An 18,108-nucleotide genomic window follows, 5' to 3' on the forward strand; every position below is an offset into this window, starting at 1 on the left:
GGCGGTAATCGGTGACCGCCGCAGACGGCGAAGGGGCCGTCCCCGCCAGGACAGGCGGCGGGGAAACGGCCCCCTTCGGGTTCGTCCGGGCGGCCGGGCTACGCCCGGACCGCCGCCTCGCGGCGGCGCTCCAGCAGCGCCCGCCGCGTCGCGTACAGCGTGATCGACGCCGCGCCCACCATCGCCAGCAGGCCCAGCACCACCGTGCCGTCCCAGCCCGCCGCCCCGAAGGCGATCGCGCCGAGCGTGCCGCCGACCGACGAACCCAGGTAGTACGCCGTCTGGTAGAGGGCCGAGGCCTGGGCCCGGCCCGTCTTCGCGGCGCGGCTGACCGAGGACGACGCCACCGCGTGGCCGGCGAAGAAGCCCGCCGTGATGAGGACCAGGCCCGCCAGGACCGCGAGCAGCGACGACGTCAGCGACAGCAGCAGGCCCAGCGTCGTCGTGCCGACCGCCAGGTACAGCGCCCCGCGGCGGCCCAGCCGGCCGACGAGCTTGCCGGCCGCGGCCGACGACGCCGTGCCGACCAGGTAGATCAGGAAGATCGAGCCCACGACGCCCTGGGGGAGGGCGAACGGCGCCTCCGCCAGCCGGTAGCCGATCACGGTGTACACCGCGCCGAAGACCGTCATGAAGAGCGCGCCGATCGCGTACAGGCGCCGCAGCAGCGGGTCGGAGAGGTGCCCGCCCACCGTACGGGCCAGGTGCTTCGGCGACACCGCCGCCGCCTTGAAGTGCCGCGCCTTCGGGATCAGCAGCCGGAACGCCACCGCGCACACCACCGCCAGCGCGCCCACCGCGGCCAGGCCGGCCCGCCAGCCCCACGCCTGGGCCACCCAGCCCGCGAGGATGCGGCCGGTCATGCCGCCGATGCTGTTGCCCGCCACGAACAGTCCGATCGCGCCGACCAGCGCCTTCGGCCGGACCTCCTCCGCGAGGTAGGCCATCGCCGACGCCGGCACCCCGGCCAGCGCCGCACCCTGCACCGCGCGCAGCGCGACCAGCCAGCCCAGGCTCGGCGCGAGCGGCACGAGCAGGGCCACGAACGCGGCCACGCACAGCGAGGCGGTCATCATCGTGCGGCGCCCGAAGCGCTCGGAGAGGGCGCTGAGCGGGACGACCGCGAGGGCGAGCCCGCCCGTCGCGGCGGAGACCGTCCAACTGGCCTGATCGGCAGTCACCCCGAGGCCGCCGGAGATGGCCGGCAGCAGCGCCTGCGTGGAGTAGAGGAGGGCGAAGGTGGCGATTCCCGCGGCGAACAGGGCGAAGCTCATCCGGCGGTAGCCGGGGCCGCCCGGCTCCAGCCGGGTGTCATCGTCGGTCGGGCGGGAGAAGTGAAGGGACGACAGAACAGAGGCACCCGAACGCATGATGACGCTGGATGCCCCGGTATCGGCAGGAGGCATACGAAAACCGTAGGCAGCCTGGGCTGATGCGTCCAATGCACAGAATGGCGATAATCGATCCTGTGTTGCATGAACGCAGGTCACGGCCGCCCTTGTCACCGCCCGGCAATGAAAAAGACATCCCCGTAACAGCGGATGTCGAGGCCGACTCCTGGGCCGCCACCCTCACTCCGCGGCTCGCGCAGTTCGTCGCCGTCGCCCGCCACGAGCACGTCACGCGCGCCGCGCAGCAGATCGGCGTGCCGCAGTCCACGCTCAGCCGCTCGATGGCCCGCCTCGAAGCCGACCTGGGCGTCGCCCTGTTCGCCCGCCACGGCCGCACGGTCTCCCTGACCGCGGCCGGCCGCACCTTCCTCGCCACCGTCGACCGCGCCCTGTCCGAGGTCGACCGCGCCGCCGAGTCCGTACGGGCCGACGCCGACCCCGCCGCCGGCAAGGTCGCCTTCGGCTTCCTCCACACGCTCGGCACCGAGACCGTACCCGAGCTCATCCGCGCCTTCCGCGCCGACCATCCGCGCGTACGGTTCCAGCTCGTGCAGAACTACGGCGAGTCCATGCTGCAGCGGCTGCGGGACGGCGAGCTCGACCTGTGCCTCACCTCGCCCGTCCCGGACGCCCCGGACCTCGTCTCCCGCCGCCTCGACGAGCAGAAGCTGCGGCTCGTCGTCCCCGACGACCACCCCCTCGCCTCCCGCAAGCGCATCCGCCTCGCCGAGGCCGCCTCCGAGCTCTTCGTCACCCTCGAACCCGGCTACGGGCTGCGGCGCATCACCGACGCGGTCTGCGCGGAGGCGGGGTTCACCCCGAAGATCGCCTTCGAGGGCGAGGAGGCGGAGACGCTCCGCGGCCTCGTCGCGGCCGGCCTCGGCGTGGCCCTCCTGCCCCCGCCCGCCGTCCCGCGGCCCGGCGTCGCCGAACTGACGGTCACCGCGCCGCGCGCGTTCCGCGAGATCGGAGTGGCGTGGCTGGACGGCCACCCCGACACGCCCCCGGTGGCCGCGTTCAAACGGTTCCTCCTGTCGAGGAGGGGGCAACTCCTCCCGCGCTGACGGTTCGCTCCGCGGGTTCGCTTCTCGTACGGGGGGTGAGCCCGGTCCGGCACCGGTCCGCTCCGCGGGGTCTGCTTCGCGTGCGCACGCCGAGTCCGGCACCGCCGGGCCACGCCGTGGGGGTTGCTCGCCGTCGCGGCGGAAGATCTTTGCCTGCGGCAAAGATGCGCGTCTGCGGGACGGGCTGCACCTGCAGGGTTGTCGAGAGGCCCAGCCTCTCGAAACCGCCGCAGCGGCGAGCAACCCCCATGGCGCAGCCCGGCGGTGCCGAACTCGGCGTACTCCGTACGAGGGGCGTACCCCGTACGAGGGGCGAACCCCGCGGCTCAGTACCCCAGACTCGCCCCGAAGCCGGAGGCCAGCGGCATGCGAAGGCCCAGCGGCGGCGGAGCCGCCAGCGCATCGGCGACCGGCCGCGCGAAGTGGTGGCCGAAGAGCGCGCCGCGCACGAAATCCGCGGCCAGGGCCTGGACTTCCGCGCGGTGCTGGCGCAGGCCGTGCCCGTCGGAGTGGACCTCGAAGCGGCACACGTCGCGGTTGACCTTCTTCGCGCGCTGGGCGAGGCGGAACGACAGATCGGGGTCCGTGTGCTCGTCATTGGTGCCGTGCACGATCAGCACGCGCCGCCCGCAGAGCTGCCGCACCGGTTCGGGCTCCGGGAGGCCGCCCGCGTCCGGCAGCCACGGGGCGACGGCCAGCACCGCCGTCACCGCCGCGTGCCCCGCGGCCCGGAGCGCCGCGCGGCCGCCCACGTCCGTGCCGACGAGGCACACCGGTACGTCGCCGTAGCGCCGCACCACCTCGTCCGCCGCCCATTCGGCGTCCCGCAAGGGGTCCGCCGCGGAACCGTTCCACCCGCGCTGCCGGTAGTGGACGACGTGGGTGACCAGCCCGTCCGCCGCGGCCGCCGCGGTCAGCCGGCGGGCCAGCGGCCGCTGTGCCGCGAGGGCGAGCGCCGAGGGCCGGCGGGTGCTCTCGGCGCGGCCGCCGGGCAGCAGCAGTGCCACTCCGTGCACCGTGCGCCCGGCCCCGAGCGGCTTCCCCAGCCGCGCCGTGGGCCGTGCCGTGTCCCGCCTGTCCCGCTTCTGCCGCGGGGCGTTCGGCTGTCCGTGCGTTCCTTCCGGGTCCCGCTGAGGCAACGCTTGCTGAGCCATGGAAAAACGATGGCAGAAGGACCGGTGGTGTCCACCCCGCCGACGGGTCACCGTTCCGTATCGTTCGCCGCCATCTACGCGCGTAGGGGCTAGAGTGCCGAAATGACGACCGAGACCATCCAACCGAACCCCGAACAGATCCGTCGCGCCCCCAAGGTCCTGCTGCACGACCACCTGGACGGCGGGCTGCGCCCCGGCACGATCGTCGACCTGGCCCGCGAGACGGGCTACACCGGTCTGCCCGAGACCGACGCGGACAAGCTGGGCGTCTGGTTCCGCGAGGCCGCCGACTCCGGCTCGCTGGAGCGGTACCTGGAGACCTTCGCGCACACCTGCGCCGTGATGCAGACCCGCGAGGCCCTCGTCCGGGTGGCCGCGGAGTGCGCCGAGGACCTGGCCGAGGACGGCGTCGTCTACGCCGAGGTGCGCTACGCACCGGAGCAGCACCTGGAGGCCGGCCTCACCCTCGAAGAGGTCGTGGAGGCCGTCAACGAGGGCTTCCGCGAGGGCGAGCGCCGCGCCAAGGCGGCCGGCCACCGCATCCGGGTGGGCGCGCTGCTGACCGCCATGCGGCACGCGGCCCGTGCCCTGGAGATCGCGGAACTCGCCAACCGCTACCGCGACTCCGGCGTCGTCGGCTTCGACATCGCGGGCGCCGAGGCGGGCTTCCCTCCCACCCGCCACCTGGACGCGTTCGAGTACCTCAAGCGCGAGAACAACCACTTCACCATCCACGCGGGCGAGGCGTTCGGCCTGCCGTCGATCTGGCAGGCGCTGCAGTGGTGCGGCGCGGACCGGCTCGGCCACGGCGTCCGCATCATCGACGACATCGAGATCGGCGAGGACGGGAAGGCCAAGCTGGGCCGCCTCGCGTCCTACGTCCGGGACAAGCGCATTCCGCTGGAGATGTGCCCCACCTCGAACCTGCAGACCGGTGCGGCCAGCTCGTACGAGGAGCACCCGGTCGGACTGCTCCGGAAACTGCATTTCCGGGCGACTATCAATACCGATAATCGCCTGATGAGCGGCACCAGCATGAGCCGGGAATTCGAGCACCTGGTGAAGTCCTTCGGTTACACGCTGGACGACATCCAGTGGTTCACCGTCAACGCGATGAAGTCCGCGTTCATCCCATTCGACGAACGTCTGGCGATGATCAATGACGTGATCAAGCCGGGTTACGCCGAGCTCAAGTCCGAGTGGCTCTTCCAGTAGGAGCGGGCGGGCCTTTCTGACCAGCGGCGTTCTCACCGGCCGCAACGGACGGTGAATCCGCGGGGAATAGCGTGCGACGGCCGGGACGTTTATCGTCCCGGCCGTGTCAATGATTGCGGCGGCCGGGAAGTCGTGGCTAGGTTGCAGTGCCGCTCGAAGAATCCCCCGTCGCGAGGACAGAATTCAGATGAAGCTCGGAAACTTCAGGACTCTCGGTGCCGCCGCCCTCGGTGTTGCCTTCGCCGCCGTGGCGGCGGGGAGCGCGCAGGCGGCCGGCCCCGCGGGTGCCGTCGAATCGCTCACGACCACCGCCCGGACCACGACGGCGGGGCTGCCCATCCAGCAGGTCGCCGAGGTCGCCCCCGCGGGCGGCCCGGTGATCTCCGCGGCGGACCGCGCGATCCAGAGCGGCATGCTGCAGGCCCCGGCCCAGGCCGTGGACAAGGCCGTGGCGCCGCAGCTGCCCACGCACGAGCTCGCCCCGAAGGGCGCGACCAGGTCCGCCGCCCCGGAGACCCAGGCCGCCCCGGAGACCAAGGACGCCGCGGCCCAGGCCGCCACCCTGCCGGCCGACAACAAGGGGAACACGGGCCTGCTGGCGCCCCTGTCCGGGCTGCCGCTCGGCAGCCTGCCGGTGTCCGGCATCGGCGGCTGACCAGCCCCGGCCCCCGCGAGCCCGTCCCGCTCGTACGACGGCGGGGGGCGGCGCCGGAGCGGGGGTCGGCGGGCGGGCGGATCACCCGCATCGTCGTGCGGGACGTCCCGAAGCGCTCGGCCAGACCGGCGCACACCCCGGCGATCATCCTGTGGTTGCGGGGACGGACCAGCTTGGCGGACATGACGGCGACTCCTCGTCTCGCGGGAACCGATACGGCGCGGGAACGTTTTTCCCGTCCATCCCGTCGGCTTCCCGATGACTCCACGTTATGTCCGTGGGCCCGGCCGGAACGTCGGCCTAAGGGGCGATCCGAACCCTGGGGATCGTCGGGGTGACACCCTGGGGGGCCTCCTCCCGGCGTATGGGCTCCGGACGCCTCCCGTCCGCCGTGCGACGGAGACGGGCCCTCGCCGCGGGGACGACGGCCAGGTGCACGGCCGCCACCCCCGTCACGTTCAGCAGGAGCGCGTCCACGTCCAGCACCTGGCCCACGACGCCGCTCTGCACCACCTGCAGCGCCAGCGACACCATCGCGCTGGTGAAGACCGTACGGGTCAGCGAGCCCAGCGGTGACGCCATGAGGCGGCCCCGCGCCCACGGCAGCAGCACGCCCAGCGGGGCGAGCGGCAGCACCCCCGCCCCTATGGCCCGCGCCGCCTCCCAGGGGCTCAGAGCGAGGTCGGCCCGGATCGTGGCCAGCGGCTCCAGGTGCGCGGCGGACACCCAGGGCACGGTCAGCGGGCGCAGGGCGAGCCAGCCGACCGTCAGCAGATGGACGACGAGGAGCACGCACCCCGCGAGGCGGTAGCGGTATCGGAGGGCGGGCGTACCGCCGTAACCATGACCCTGCACGCCCCACATGACGCGGTGCGCCGGTCGCACGGTTCCGGCCTGCGGGAGCCTCCGGCGGTTCCCGGGGCGCGGGGCGGTTCCGCCTGCGTATGCCGCCGGGCCCGCACCGCGGTGACGGGCCGCCGTTGCGGCGGAAAACGATCGCCCGCCGCAACGGTGGGACACCGCGGCCCGGCGGTGCCGTATCCACCGCAGCGAAAGCGACAGGGCTCACGAAACAGCGATGTCTTACGAACAGCGATGTCTGACGAAACGGCCGTGTCTTACGAAACAGCCGCGCCCGTGATGTCCGCGCTGTCCGGATGCGCCCGGAGCTCGTCCGTGCACGCGTAGCTCTTGGGGCGCTCCTCCGCCGGCCCGCCCAGGATCACCGTCCGCTTGCCGTCGGCCGCGGCCGTGCCCGCGTACGTGCACACGAGCTGCGCCAGGCCGACCTGCGGCAGGTCGCCGGGGTCCCGGCCGAGCCGCAGCGTTCCGGCGGGGTCGCCGGGCCGCGGCCCGGACACGGTCAGCCGCTGCGGGACGGCCGTGGACATGCCCGCCTCGGCCTCCTGGTTCGAGGGCGCCTTGCGGAGCTCGTCGAGCAGCAGGCGGGCGACGGCCACGCCGTCCTCGGAGGTGTCGGGCCCGTTCACCGCGCGGGTGACGGGCACCAGCTGCGAGGTGCACTCCAGCTGGACGGTCACGGTGGCGGAGCCCGAGGGGACGGTGCGCTCGGGCTTGACGACGCACGACGAGCGCGACGGCGCGCCGCCCGCGTCCACCGGCACGGCGGTGCCGCGGATGCCGCAGGCCGTGGCCGTGCCGAGCAAGGCGAGGGCCAGCGCGGCGCCCCGCAGCGTCGATCTCAGGCGCGGGGCCGGGCGCGGAGTGGTTCTCACTTGCCGCCCTCCCCGTCCCCGGCCGGCTGCTCCGCGAGGCCGGAGGCGTCCCGCGGCAGGGTGAACGTGAAGACCGCGCCGCCCTCGGGGGAATTGGCCGCGGTGATCTCACCGCCGTGGATGTGGGCGTTCTCCAGGGCGATGGACAGGCCGAGGCCGCTGCCCTCGGAGCGCGGCCGGGACGCGCTCGCCTTGTAGAAGCGGTCGAAGACGTGCGGCAGGACGTCCTCGGGGATGCCCGGGCCGTGGTCGCGCACGTCGATGCGCAGCGCGTCGTCCTCGGTGCGGACGGAGACGCGCACAGGGGAGCCGCCGTGCTTGAGTGCGTTGCCGATGAGGTTGGCGAGGATGACGTCGAGGCGCCGCGGGTCGAGCCGGGCCATGATGCCGCGCTCGGCGTCCAGCTCGACGGCGTCGAGCCAGGCGCGGGCGTCGATGCAGGCGGTGACCTGGTCGGCGACGTCCACGTCGTCCAGCACGAGCCGGGCCGTGCCCGCGTCGAAGCGGGTGACCTCCATCAGATTCTCCACCAGGTCGTTCAGCCGGCGGGTCTCGCTCACGACGAGCTGCACCGCCGGGGCGATCATCGGATCGAGGTTGTCCGCCTCGTCCTCCAGCACCTCGGTCACCGCCGTGATGGCCGTGAGCGGGGTCCGCAGCTCGTGCGACATGTCGGCGACGAAGCGGCGGCTCGCGGCCTCCCGGGCGCTGAGCTCCTCGACGCGCTTCTGCAGCGACTCCGCGGTCTTGTTGAAGGTGCGCGACAGGTCGGCGAGCTCGTCCGTGCCGGAGACGCGCAGCCGGGTGTCCAGCTTGCCCTCGCCGAGCCGCCGGGCCGCGTCGCCGAGCCGCTGCACGGGCCGCAGCACGGTGGAGGCGGCGGCCTGCGCGAGCAGCGCGGAGCCGATGAGGGCGAGACCGGTGGCGATGCCCAGCGACCAGGCCAGCGAGTTGAGGTCGGCGCGCTCGTTCTCCAGGGACTTCAGCAGATAGCCCGTGGGCCCGCCGCCGATCACCTTCGCGCCGCCCACCAGGTACGGCTTGCCGTCCAGCGTGATCCGCTGCCAGTACAGGTGGTACGCGTAGCGGTTGGAGTCGTCCACGCGCCGCTCGCGGTTCACGGCCGCCTGCAGCGACTTCGGCACGACCTTGAGGGAGAACAGGTCGCGGTCCGAGGGCGCGGCGCAGGCCTTGCCGCCCTCGCCGCTGCCGATCAGCAGCACCTCGTACTTCTGCGACGTGGCCGCCATCCGGTCGGCCGCCGCCTGCAGCTCCTGGCAGGTCGGCCCGAGGGGCAGCGTGCCGGTGTTGTCCTGCAGGGACTTGCGGAAGTCGTCGAGGGCCGCGTCCTGGGTGCGGGTGAGCACCGCGTCGCGGTTGAGCCAGTACGCGATCGCCGAGGCGGAGACGGCTGCGGCCAGGGCGACCAGGGCGAAGACGAGCATCAGCCGCAGCCGCAGGCTTATCCAGCGCAGGCTGAGCGTCATCACATTGCGGGCGGCGGCCCAGCGGCGCACGCGTCCGGTCACTGCGGAGCGTCCAGGCGGTAGCCGACGCCGCGCACGGTGCGGATCAGGGTCGGGGACGACGGCACATCCTCGACCTTGGCGCGCAGCCGCTGCACACAGGCGTCGACCAGCCGGGAGTCGCCCAGGTAGTCGTGCTCCCAGACCAGGCGCAGCAGCTGCTGGCGCGAGAGCGCCTGCCCCGGCCGGCGGCTGAGCTCCAGCAGCAGCCGCAGCTCGGTGGGCGTGAGCTGGAGCTCCTCGCCGTTCTTGGTCACGGTCATAGCGGAGCGGTCGATGACCAGCGAGCCGAAGGCGGCGGAGTCGTTGGTCTCGCGCTCGCCGCGGCGCAGCACCGCGCGGATCCGCGCGTCCAGCACCCGGCCCTGCACGGGCTTGACCACGTAGTCGTCCGCGCCGGACTCCAGGCCCACCACGACGTCGATGTCGTCGCTGCGCGCGGTGAGCAGGATGATCGGCAGCTGGTCGGTGCGGCGGATGCGCCGGCACACCTCGAAACCGTCGATACCGGGCAGCATCACGTCCAGCACGATCAGATCCGGCCGCTGCTCACGGAGCAGCTTGAGGCCGTCCTCGCCCGTCGCCGCGGTCACCACACGGTGGCCCTGACGGGACAGGGAGAACTCGAGAGCGGTGCGGATGGCGTCGTCGTCCTCGATCAGCAACAGGGAAGGCACAGTGGTCATTCTGGCCTACGTCAGCCCGGTAGTTCGACCGGCGCCCTCGGCGCGGGGTCCCGCCGGGCCCTTCCGCGCCCCGCCGAGCTGTTGCAGGGCTGTGACAGTCGGCGGACAGCGCGATGAAACTGGCCCGGCAGGCTTTTGGTCATCGGGCAGCGAGGCCCGGTACGGAAATCGGACCGAGGCTGGCTCCACCGACGGGGGGCGCGAGATGAACACACTGCACAGCACCACGACCAGCGCAGTCATTCGCACGCGCCTGCACGACGCCGGGCGGGGCCCGGAGAAGTCCGGTGCCGTGGGCGGGCGGGGGTGCGCCCGCGGCACCGGACGCGTCCGGCCGCCGTACATGGTGGCGATCGACGCGGTCACGTACGGGAAGGCCAAGGGAGCCGCGGGGGCGGCTCCGGGGGCCACGGGGGAGAAGACGGGGGACGTCACGGGGGCGTCCCGGACGGAGGCCGTGTCCGCCGAAGCGGCGTTCACCGCCTACGTCCAGGAGCGCCGCGCCTCCCTGTACGCGACCGCCTACCACCTGACCGGCGACCGCCACGAGGCGGAGGACCTGCTGCAGAGCGCGCTGTTCTCCACCTACCGGGCCTGGGACCGGATCACGGACAAGGCGGCCGTCGGCGGCTACTTGCGCCGCACGATGACCAACCTGCACATCAGCGCCTGGCGCCGCCGGAAGCTCAACGAGTACCCGACCGAGGAACTGCCGGAGATGCCCGGCGAGGGCGACGCGATGCGCGGCACCGAGCTGCGCGCCGTCCTCTGGCAGGCGCTGGCCCGGCTGCCCGAGCTGCAGCGCACGATGCTCGTCCTGCGCTACTACGAGGGCCGGACGGACCCGGAGATCGCCGAGATCCTGGACATCAGCGTCGGCACGGTCAAGAGCAGCATCTGGCGCTCGCTGCGCCGCCTGCGCGACGACGAGGTCATCGGCTCCGGCCGTGACCAGCTGGAGTCCTTCGGCGAGCTGGTCGCCTGAGGGGCGCCGACGGACGACAAGGGGCCCTGAACGGGGGGCGCTTCGGGGGGAGCGCGGACAGGGCCACGGGGGAGCGGAAGCGGGTCGGACAGCCGGGGGGCCTGTCCTGACCCGCTTCTGCGCGTCTTCCGCGCCGGGGCCGTGCGCCTCGGCGCGCTTCCGTGCGCGTCCGCCCGCTTCCGGTGTCCCGGTCAGGCGGCGCGCACAGTGATGACGGGCTGGTCGCCTCGGATGACGGTCCGGTCGCTCCGTACGTCGCTTCGTACGGCCCCGGTCAGATCCGCACGCTCTCGCGGCGGCCCGCCGCCGCGGCGGCTATCCGGCCCATGGCCGTCTCCTTGCCGCACGCGTACGCGCCCAGCGCCGTCTGCCGGGCCACGATGCCGCGCTCGGCGCGCATCAGCCGCAGGCCGCGCCGGACCAGGTACGGCACGGACTTGCGGGCCTCGCGCAGGTCGCGCGCCAGACGGCGGCGGAAGGTCGTCGAGGGGCGGCCGCGCAGACACAGGGCGTCGGCCAGCACGCCCAGGTCGCGGCAGCGGTCGATGATGTCGGCGGCGAAAATGCCCTCGGCGATGAACAGCGGCGTGCGGCCGATGTCCAGGACGCTCGTGCCCGTGATCGAGCTGCTGGAGATGGAGTACAGCGGCACGTCCGTCCGCGACGTGTGGCACAGCTGCTCGATCGCGGCGACGGCGGCGTCCGCGTGCCACGAGAGCGGGGAGTCCCAGTCCGTGCCCGAGCCGTCCGCGAGGAGCGGCAGCGTCGGGTCCGTGCCCTCCTTGTAGAAGTCGTCCAGGTTGAGGACGGGCAGCCCGGTACGGGCCGCGAGGGACGACTTTCCGGAACCGGACGGACCGGTCAGCAGGATGACGCGTGCGGGGCTCAAGTGGGGAGTCACGGGACACCAGTGTGAGGCATTGGTCCGCATGGGGGATCCCCCCGGGTCGCATGATGCGCACAGCGTCACGACTCGCATACTCTGCGTTGTCGTTCGTCCGCATCTCACGACCGTCCGCATCTCACGACTCCGGCAGGGCAGGTGGCCATGGCCTCGCACGCACGACACGCACACTCCGCCAGCAAGGCGTCGAGAGCGCTCCGGCGCCGGATGCTGCTGCGCGTGGGGCTGACCGTATCGGCGGGCGCGGCCTTGGCCGCGGGCGGCGCGGCCTCCGCGAGCGCCGCCGGCACGGACACGGGCATGGGCAGCGGCCTGGCCCGCGCCCAGTTCGGCGAGACCAACATCCCCGCGGCCGTCGAAGGAGCCAACAAGGGCCTGGAGGCGGGAGCGGAGGGGATCTTCGACACGGTCAAGACCCTGCGGACCAACCCGCTGGCCGGCACGCCCGTCGACCCGTTCGACAACACGGTGGGCACGAAGGTGGGCCAGATGCAGCCGGTCACCACCAAGCCGGCGACGGCGCCGATCTCCAAGGGCGGCAGCCTGACGGACCTGCCCGTGGCGAGCAACCTGACGTCGCTGCTGCCGACCGGGCGGCCGGCGGTGCCTCCCAAGGCGCACTGAGACCGGACGTGAGGAGGCGGGGTGGGCCACGGCCCACCCCGCCTCCTCATGCCGTTCGGGTCTCAGTACGACCTTGGGTCAGTACGACGAGCCGCCCGCGCCCAGCGACCCCGTCGGGTGCCAGACCGTGCGCGTCTCCAGGAACGCCGTCATGCGGTCCGTGCCGGGTGCCGCGGCCCAGTCCACAGGCTGTGGACGCAGCACGCGCTTCAGGTTGTCCGCCGCGGCGATCTCCAGCTCCTTGGCGAGCTCGGCGTCCGCGCCCGCGAGGTCGATCGCGTTGACGTCCTGGTGCGCGGCCAGCGACGGCGTGATCTCCGCCGTACGGCCCGACAGGACGTTCACGACGCCGCCCGGGACGTCGGAGGTGGCCAGCACCTCGCCCAGCGACAGGGCGGGCAGCGGGGCCCTCTCCGAGGCCACCACGACCACGGTGTTGCCGGTGGCGATCGCCGGGGCGATCACCGAGACCAGGCCGAGGAACGACGACTCCTGCGGCGCGAGCACGGCGACGACGCCGGTCGGCTCGGTGGAGGAGACGTTGAAGAACGGGCCCGCCACCGGGTTCGTGCCGCCGGTGATCTGGCCGATCTTGTCGGTCCAGCCCGCGTACCAGACCCAGCGGTCGATCGCGGCGTCCACCTGGGCCGCGGCCTTCGCCTTGGACAGGCCCTCGGCGTCGTCGACCTCCGCCACGAACTGGTCGCGGCGGCCCTCCAGCATCTCGGCGACGCGGTAGAGGACCTGGCCGCGGTTGTACGCGGTCGCGCCGGACCAGCCGCCGACGGCCTTGCGGGCCGCGACGACCGCGTCACGGGCGTCCTTGCGCGAGGACAGCGGGGCGTTGGCCAGCCAGTTGCCCTTGGAGTCGGTCACCTCGTACACCCGCCCGCTCTCGGACCGGGGGAACTTGCCCCCGACGAACAGCTTGTAGGTCTTGAAGACACTGAGCCGATCAGACATCGAGGTACGCCTCCAGGCCGTGGCGGCCGCCCTCGCGGCCGAATCCCGACTCCTTGAAGCCGCCGAACGGCGACGTCGGGTCGAACTTGTTGAACGTGTTGGCCCAGATGACACCCGCGCGCAGCTTGCTCGCGACGGCCAGCATGCGCGAGCCCTTCTCCGTCCAGATGCCGGCGGAGAGGCCGTACTGCGAGTTGTTCGCCTTGGCGACCGCCTCGCCCGGGGTGCGGAACGTCAGCACCGACAGGACCGGGCCGAAGATCTCCTCGCGGGCGATCCGGTGGGCCTGGGTGACGCCCGTGAACAGCGTCGGGCGGAACCAGAAGCCGTTCTCCGGCAGCTCGCACGCCGGGGCCCAGCGCTCGGCGCCCTCGGCCTCGCCGCTGTCGGCCAGCTCGGTGATCCGGGCCAGCTGCTCGGCGGAGTTGATCGCACCGATGTCGGTGTTCTTGTCCAGCGGATCGCCGAGGCGCAGCGTGGACAGGCGGCGCTTGAGGGAGTCCAGCAGCTCGTCCTGGATCGACTCCTGGACCAGCAGGCGCGAGCCCGCGCAGCAGACCTGGCCCTGGTTGAAGAAGATGCCCTGGACGATGCCCTCGACGGCCTGGTCGATGGGCGCGTCGTCGAAGACGATGTTGGCGCCCTTGCCGCCCAGCTCCAGGGTGAGCTTCTTGTCCGTGCCCGCGACCGTACGGGCGATGGCCTTGCCGACCGCCGTGGAGCCGGTGAACGCGACCTTGTTGACGCCCTCGTGCGCGACGAGCGCGGCGCCCGTGGTGCCGTCACCGGTGACGATGTTGACGACGCCCTTGGGCAGGCCCGCCTGGCGGCAGATGTCCGCGAAGAACAGCGCCGACAGCGGCGTGGTCTCGGCCGGCTTGAGGACGACCGTGTTGCCCGTGGCGAGCGCCGGGGCGATCTTCCACGCCAGCATCAGCAGCGGGAAGTTCCACGGGATGACCTGGCCCGCGACGCCCAGCGGGCGGGGGTTCGCGCCGTAGCCCGCGTGGTCGAGCTTGTCGGCCCAGCCCGCGTAGTAGAAGAAGTGCGCGGCGACCAGCGGGAGGTCCGCGTCGCGGGTCTCCTTGATCGGCTTGCCGTTGTCCAGGGTCTCCAGGACGGCGAGCTCGCGGCTGCGCTCCTGGATGATCCGGGCGATCCGGAAGAGGTACTTGGCGCGCTCGGCGCCCGGCAGCGCCGACCACTTCTCGAAGGCCTTGCGGGCGGCCTTCACCGCGCGGTCCACGTCCTCCGCGGAGCCCTGGGCGACCTCGGAGAGCACCTCCTCGGTGGAGGGGCTGATCGTCTTGAAGACCTTGCCGCCCGTCGCCTCGGCGAACTCGCCGTCGATGAACAGGCCGTAGGACGGGGCGATGTCGACGACCGCGCGCGACTCGGGTGCGGGAGCGTATGCGAATGCCTTGTTAGCCATGTCAGCCATGTCGGTCAGTCCACCGTCACGTAGTCGGGACCGGAGTAGCGCCCGGTGCTCAGCTTCTGCCGCTGCATCAGCAGGTCGTTGAGGAGGCTGGAGGCGCCGAAGCGGAACCAGGTGTTGTCCAGCCACTCCTCGCCCACGGTCTCGTTGACCAGGACCAGGAACTTGATCGCGTCCTTGGTGGTGCGGATGCCGCCGGCCGGCTTCACGCCGACCTGCACGCCGGTCAGCGCGCGGAAGTCCCGCACGGCCTCCAGCATCAGCAGGGTGTTCGCCGGGGTGGCGTTGACCGCGACCTTGCCGGTCGAGGTCTTGATGAAGTCGGCGCCCGCGAGCATGCCGATCCAGGACGCGCGGCGGATGTTGTCGTACGTCGACAGCTCGCCCGTCTCGAAGATCACCTTCAGGCGGGCCTTGTCACCGCACTCGGCCTTGACGGCCCGGATCTCCTCCAGGACGTCCATGTACCGGCCGGCGAGGAAGGCGCCACGGTCGATGACCATGTCGATCTCGTCGGCACCGGCCTCGATCGCATCGCGCGTGTCCGCGAGCTTGACCGGCAGTGCGGCGCGGCCGGCGGGGAACGCGGTGGCGACGGAGGCGACCTTCACGTCCGTGCCGGCGAGGACGGCCTTGGCCGTCGCCACCATGTCGGGGTAGACGCAGACGGCGGCGGTGCGCGGCGCCGTCCGGTCGGTGGGGTCGGGGTTGACGGCCTTGGCGGCCAGGGCCCGGACCTTGCCCGGGGTGTCGGCACCCTCGAGCGTCGTGAGGTCGATCATCGAGATCGCCAGGTCGATGGCATACGCCTTCGCCGTGGTCTTGATCGAGCGGGTGCCGAGCGAGGCGGCGCGGGCCTCCAGCCCGACCGCGTCGACCCCCGGGAGTCCGTGCAGGAAGCGGCGCAGCGCACTGTCGGAGGCGGTGGCGTCCGCCAGCTCCTTCAGCCGCGTCGCGGCGTCGTTGCCGTGTGCGGTAACTGTGGTGGGCATGGTCACCAGATGAGCATATCTACGCGCGTAGCGCGTGTACACCCCTGCAGGAGTCGGCGCTCTTCCGAGCGGGTGATCACGTGGTGGCGAGGGGGTGATCGCGTGGTGATCGACTCGTGGCCCGGTGGTGCGGGGTGGCCGTCCGGCCCGGGCGTGGGGTACGCGGGGGCATCCCCTTCCGCCGCAGTGGCGCGCAGCCACGACGGTGGAATCCGGCGGTGCCGGACGTGCTTCGCGGCTCGGCCGCGGGTGTCCCGGGCGCTGCGCCCGAGGTCCCCGCCGGAGGCGTCAGGCACAATCTGCCCATGACGAGCCCTAGCCCCGAACAGGAATTCGCCGACAGGCGCTACCGCTCGCCCGCCGGCATCGCCGGCGGCGTGCTGCTGCTCGCCCTCGCCGGCTGGCTGGGCGGCGACGCCGCGGCCCGCGGCGAGGGCCGTACGCCCTGGCTGGCCCTGGCCGGCCTGCTGTGCGTCGTCCCGCTCATCATCGCCTTCACGCTGCGGCCCGCCGTCTTCGCGGGCGCCTCGCGGCTGCTCGTGCGGAACCCGTTCCGGACGATCACGCTGCCGTGGGCGGCGGTGGACGCGGTGCGGGCCGGGTACTCCAGCGAGGTGCTGGCCGGGGGCTCCACGTACCAGCTGTGGGCCGTGCCGGTGTCCCTGAGGAAGCGCAAGCGCGCGGCCCGGAGCGGGGCGGAGGCGGCACCCGCCGACCAGACCGTCGCGGAGCTGCAGGAGCTTGCCGAGCGGGGCGCTTCGCGGGAGGACGCGAAGGGGGATGTCGTGGTGCGGTGGGCGTACGAGGTGCTGGTGCCCGCCGGAGTGGGGTTGGTGTTGTTCGTGGTGTTGCTGGTTATCGGCTGACGGCTGGCAGCCGGCAGCCGGCGCCCCGAAATCCTGCGCCGGACGGGCTGAAATGTTTCAGCCCGTCCGGCGTTCGAGGACCGGGGTCCGGGGCGGGGCCCCGGGAATCAGATGCCCGCTGCCTGCGACAGGTCCGTCTTGATCGCGGCCAGGACCTCCGCCGCCTTGGATCGCGCGCCCGCGAGTGCCGCCGCGTCCGCCACCGGAATCACGACCTCCAGGTAACACTTGATCTTCGGCTCGGTGCCGCTCGGCCGCACGATCACCCGCGCGGCGGAGACCGTCCCCGACTCGTCACCGGCGAGGTGATAGCGCAGGCCGTCCGTCGGCGGCAGCGACTCCGTGCCCTTCGACAGGTCCTCGGCGGACGTGATGTGCAGGCCCGCCAGAACCGTCGGCGGCTGCTCGCGCAGCCTCCGCATCGCGTCCGCGATCAGGGAGAGGTCCTGGACGCGCACCGACAGCTGGTCCGTGGCGTGCAGGCCGTGCTCGACCGCCAGGTCGTCCAGGAGGTCGCTGAGGGTGCGGCCGGACTCCTTGAGCTCCGCCGCCAGCTCGGCGATCAGCAGGGCCGCGGTGATGCCGTCCTTGTCGCGGACGCCCTCGGGGTCGACGCAGTAGCCGAGCGCCTCCTCGTAGGCGTAGCGCAGGCCGTCGACGCGGGCCAGCCACTTGAAGCCGGTCAGGGTCTCCGTGTACGGCGTGCCGGTGCTCGCGGCGGCGATGCGGGAGAGCAGGGAGGACGAGACGATCGTCGTGGTGAACGTGCCACGGGCGTTCTTGTGCACCAGGTGCGTGGCGAGCAGCGCGCCGACCTCGTCGCCGCGGAGCATGCGCCAGCCCTCGGTGCTGTCCGGGTCGGGGACGGCGACGGCGCAGCGGTCCGCGTCCGGGTCGTTGGCGATGATGATGTCCGGCCGGGCCTCGCGGGCGGTGGCGAACGCCAGGTCCATGGCGCCCGGCTCCTCCGGGTTCGGGAACACCACGGTCGGGAAGTCCGGGTCCGGCTCGGCCTGGGCGGCGACGACGGTCGGGGCGGGGAAGCCGGCGCGCTCGAACGCGGCGGTCAGGACGTCGCGGCCGACGCCGTGCATGGGCGTGTAGACGACGCGGACGTCGCGGGCGGAGCCGCCGGTCAGGACGGCGTCCGTGCGCTCCAGGTAGGCGCCGACGACGTCCTCGTAGCGGAGGGTCTCCCAGCCGGCGGAGGGGCGCGGGACGTCGTCCAGGCTCTTGATCGCGGCGATCTCGGCGGCGATCTCGGCGTCGGCCGGCGGCACGATCTGGGAGCCGTCGCCGAGGTAGACCTTGTAGCCGTTGTCGCGGGGCGGGTTGTGGCTCGCCGTGACCTCGATGCCGGCGACGGCGCCGAGGTGGCGGATCGCGAAGGCGAGGACGGGGGTGGGGAGCGGCTTGGGGAGGAGGACGGCCTTGAGGCCGGCGCCGACCATGACGGCGGCGGTGTCCAGGGCGAAGTCCGCGCTCTTGTAGCGGGCGTCGTAGCCGATGACGACCGTGCCGGCAGTGTCGTCCCCCGCGGGGGTCCCCTGCTTCTTCAGGTACGCGGCGAGGCCCGCGGCTGCGCGGATGACGACGGAGCGGTTCATGCGCATGGGGCCGGCGCCGAGTTCGCCGCGGAGGCCGGCGGTGCCGAACTGGAGGGTGCCGGCGAAGCGGGCGGCGAGGTCGGCGGTGTCCCCGGTGGCCGCGCCGTCGATGAGCCGGGCGAGCTCCTCGCGGGTGTCGGGGTCGGGGTCCTCGGCGAGCCAGGTCCGGGCCTGGGCGATGAGGGCGTCGTCTCGCTCCACGGTGTCTCCTACGGAGGGTTCGGGGATATGGGGTCTGTGGTGAGGCGGGTCGGGGGCGGGGTGGGCCGGGCCCTCCGGGGCTGCATGATTTACGGGCCCTC

At 72.8% G+C, this 18,108-nt stretch carries 17 protein-coding genes and 1 pseudogene; 6 read left to right on the forward strand and 12 right to left on the reverse strand.

Going from position 1 to position 18,108, the window contains the following annotated elements; all coding sequences use genetic code 11:
- Positions 1 to 98: 98 nt before the first annotated feature.
- Positions 99 to 1,406, reverse strand: a complete 1,308-nt coding sequence (locus tag IF61_RS0122330; RefSeq protein WP_030368276.1) for an MFS transporter — start codon at positions 1,404 to 1,406, stop codon at positions 99 to 101.
- A gap of 62 nt (positions 1,407 to 1,468) precedes the next feature.
- On the opposite strand from IF61_RS0122330, the gene IF61_RS0122335 reads away from it, so the two are divergent.
- A complete protein-coding gene (locus tag IF61_RS0122335; RefSeq protein WP_078660405.1) occupies positions 1,469 to 2,455 on the forward strand; it encodes a LysR family transcriptional regulator in 987 nt (328 codons plus the stop codon).
- A 326-nt stretch (positions 2,456 to 2,781) separates the two neighbouring features.
- On the opposite strand, the gene IF61_RS0122340 is transcribed toward IF61_RS0122335, so the two are convergent.
- Positions 2,782 to 3,609 (reverse strand): alpha/beta hydrolase, encoded by an 828-nt coding sequence (locus IF61_RS0122340; RefSeq protein ID WP_245684580.1) that lies wholly within the window; start codon positions 3,607 to 3,609, stop codon positions 2,782 to 2,784.
- Positions 3,610 to 3,711: 102 nt separating this feature from the next.
- On the opposite strand from IF61_RS0122340, the gene IF61_RS0122345 reads away from it, so the two are divergent.
- Both IF61_RS0122345 and IF61_RS36605 read left to right on the forward strand, forming a co-directional pair.
- Positions 3,712 to 4,824 (forward strand): adenosine deaminase, encoded by a 1,113-nt coding sequence (locus IF61_RS0122345; protein WP_030368279.1) that lies wholly within the window; start codon positions 3,712 to 3,714, stop codon positions 4,822 to 4,824.
- Between the two features lie 187 nt (positions 4,825 to 5,011).
- The gene (locus tag IF61_RS36605; protein ID WP_052392926.1) at positions 5,012 to 5,479 is read left to right on the forward strand and encodes a hypothetical protein; all 468 of its coding nucleotides are present in this window, start codon (positions 5,012 to 5,014) and stop codon (positions 5,477 to 5,479) included.
- A 91-nt stretch (positions 5,480 to 5,570) separates the two neighbouring features.
- Here the strand turns inward: IF61_RS36605 and IF61_RS37760 are convergent.
- The 5 genes and pseudogenes from IF61_RS37760 to afsQ1 all read right to left on the reverse strand — a co-directional run.
- Positions 5,571 to 5,663: pseudogene (locus IF61_RS37760) on the reverse strand (PspC domain-containing protein); the annotation flags it as partial.
- Positions 5,664 to 5,779: 116 nt separating this feature from the next.
- Positions 5,780 to 6,334 (reverse strand): VanZ family protein, encoded by a 555-nt coding sequence (locus IF61_RS0122355; RefSeq protein ID WP_030368281.1) that lies wholly within the window; start codon positions 6,332 to 6,334, stop codon positions 5,780 to 5,782.
- Positions 6,335 to 6,597: 263 nt separating this feature from the next.
- Positions 6,598 to 7,215, reverse strand: a complete 618-nt coding sequence (locus IF61_RS0122360) for a hypothetical protein (protein ID WP_030368282.1) — start codon at positions 7,213 to 7,215, stop codon at positions 6,598 to 6,600.
- A complete protein-coding gene (locus IF61_RS0122365; RefSeq protein ID WP_052392935.1) occupies positions 7,212 to 8,702 on the reverse strand; it encodes a sensor histidine kinase in 1,491 nt (496 codons plus the stop codon). The genes IF61_RS0122360 and IF61_RS0122365 overlap by 4 nt, the downstream gene beginning before the upstream one ends.
- A gap of 38 nt (positions 8,703 to 8,740) precedes the next feature.
- Positions 8,741 to 9,418: a two-component system response regulator AfsQ1 gene (afsQ1, locus tag IF61_RS0122370; RefSeq protein WP_173864811.1), complete on the reverse strand. Its 678-nt coding sequence runs from the start codon at positions 9,416 to 9,418 to the stop codon at positions 8,741 to 8,743.
- A gap of 214 nt (positions 9,419 to 9,632) precedes the next feature.
- On the opposite strand from afsQ1, the gene IF61_RS0122375 reads away from it, so the two are divergent.
- The gene (locus IF61_RS0122375) at positions 9,633 to 10,412 is read left to right on the forward strand and encodes a SigE family RNA polymerase sigma factor (protein ID WP_030368285.1); all 780 of its coding nucleotides are present in this window, start codon (positions 9,633 to 9,635) and stop codon (positions 10,410 to 10,412) included.
- A 274-nt stretch (positions 10,413 to 10,686) separates the two neighbouring features.
- On the opposite strand, the gene IF61_RS0122380 is transcribed toward IF61_RS0122375, so the two are convergent.
- A complete protein-coding gene (locus IF61_RS0122380; protein ID WP_030368286.1) occupies positions 10,687 to 11,343 on the reverse strand; it encodes a hypothetical protein in 657 nt (218 codons plus the stop codon).
- Between the two features lie 192 nt (positions 11,344 to 11,535).
- Between IF61_RS0122380 and IF61_RS0122385 the strand changes: the two genes are divergently transcribed.
- Positions 11,536 to 11,940, forward strand: coding sequence for a hypothetical protein (locus IF61_RS0122385; RefSeq protein ID WP_245684581.1), 405 nt, complete (start codon positions 11,536 to 11,538; stop codon positions 11,938 to 11,940).
- 78 nt (positions 11,941 to 12,018) lie between these two features.
- On the opposite strand, the gene IF61_RS0122390 is transcribed toward IF61_RS0122385, so the two are convergent.
- From IF61_RS0122390 to deoC, 3 genes are read right to left on the reverse strand one after another with little or no spacing between them, the layout of a single operon-like run.
- A complete protein-coding gene (locus IF61_RS0122390; protein WP_030368288.1) occupies positions 12,019 to 12,903 on the reverse strand; it encodes an aldehyde dehydrogenase family protein in 885 nt (294 codons plus the stop codon).
- Positions 12,896 to 14,335 (reverse strand): aldehyde dehydrogenase family protein, encoded by a 1,440-nt coding sequence (locus IF61_RS0122395; protein WP_030368289.1) that lies wholly within the window; start codon positions 14,333 to 14,335, stop codon positions 12,896 to 12,898. Before IF61_RS0122395 ends, IF61_RS0122390 begins: the two co-directional genes overlap by 8 nt.
- 14 nt (positions 14,336 to 14,349) lie before the next feature.
- Entirely contained in the window at positions 14,350 to 15,333 is a 984-nt protein-coding gene (deoC, locus tag IF61_RS0122400) for a deoxyribose-phosphate aldolase (protein WP_043190189.1), read from the reverse strand.
- A 305-nt stretch (positions 15,334 to 15,638) separates the two neighbouring features.
- Here deoC and IF61_RS0122405 point away from each other — a divergent pair, with 305 nt between their 5' ends.
- Complete coding sequence (locus IF61_RS0122405; RefSeq protein WP_030368291.1) at positions 15,639 to 16,199, forward strand: PH domain-containing protein; 561 nt, start codon at positions 15,639 to 15,641, stop codon at positions 16,197 to 16,199.
- A gap of 107 nt (positions 16,200 to 16,306) precedes the next feature.
- Here the strand turns inward: IF61_RS0122405 and IF61_RS0122410 are convergent, their stop codons facing one another.
- On the reverse strand, positions 16,307 to 18,007 hold the full coding sequence (locus IF61_RS0122410; protein WP_030368292.1) for a phospho-sugar mutase: 1,701 nt from the start codon (positions 18,005 to 18,007) through the stop codon (positions 16,307 to 16,309).
- Between the last annotated feature and the right edge of the window lie 101 nt (positions 18,008 to 18,108).

This window comes from Streptomyces roseoverticillatus (assembly GCF_000719265.1).
Lineage (GTDB): Bacteria > Actinomycetota > Actinomycetes > Streptomycetales > Streptomycetaceae > Streptomyces > Streptomyces roseoverticillatus.

Coding starts and splice junctions, on each gene's coding strand:
- IF61_RS0122330 (WP_030368276.1), bottom strand. CDS start 1,406: ATGCCTCCTGCCGATACCGGGGCATCCAGCGTCATCATGCGTTCGGGT.
- IF61_RS0122340 (WP_245684580.1), bottom strand. CDS start 3,609: ATGGCTCAGCAAGCGTTGCCTCAGCGGGACCCGGAAGGAACGCACGGA.
- IF61_RS0122345 (WP_030368279.1), top strand. CDS start 3,712: ATGACGACCGAGACCATCCAACCGAACCCCGAACAGATCCGTCGCGCC.
- IF61_RS36605 (WP_052392926.1), top strand. CDS start 5,012: ATGAAGCTCGGAAACTTCAGGACTCTCGGTGCCGCCGCCCTCGGTGTT.
- IF61_RS0122365 (WP_052392935.1), bottom strand. CDS start 8,702: ATGACGCTCAGCCTGCGCTGGATAAGCCTGCGGCTGCGGCTGATGCTC.
- IF61_RS0122375 (WP_030368285.1), top strand. CDS start 9,633: ATGAACACACTGCACAGCACCACGACCAGCGCAGTCATTCGCACGCGC.
- IF61_RS0122380 (WP_030368286.1), bottom strand. CDS start 11,343: ATGCGGACCAATGCCTCACACTGGTGTCCCGTGACTCCCCACTTGAGC.
- IF61_RS0122390 (WP_030368288.1), bottom strand. CDS start 12,903: ATGTCTGATCGGCTCAGTGTCTTCAAGACCTACAAGCTGTTCGTCGGG.
- IF61_RS0122395 (WP_030368289.1), bottom strand. CDS start 14,335: ATGGCTAACAAGGCATTCGCATACGCTCCCGCACCCGAGTCGCGCGCG.
- deoC (WP_043190189.1), bottom strand. CDS start 15,333: ATGCCCACCACAGTTACCGCACACGGCAACGACGCCGCGACGCGGCTG.
- IF61_RS0122405 (WP_030368291.1), top strand. CDS start 15,639: ATGACGAGCCCTAGCCCCGAACAGGAATTCGCCGACAGGCGCTACCGC.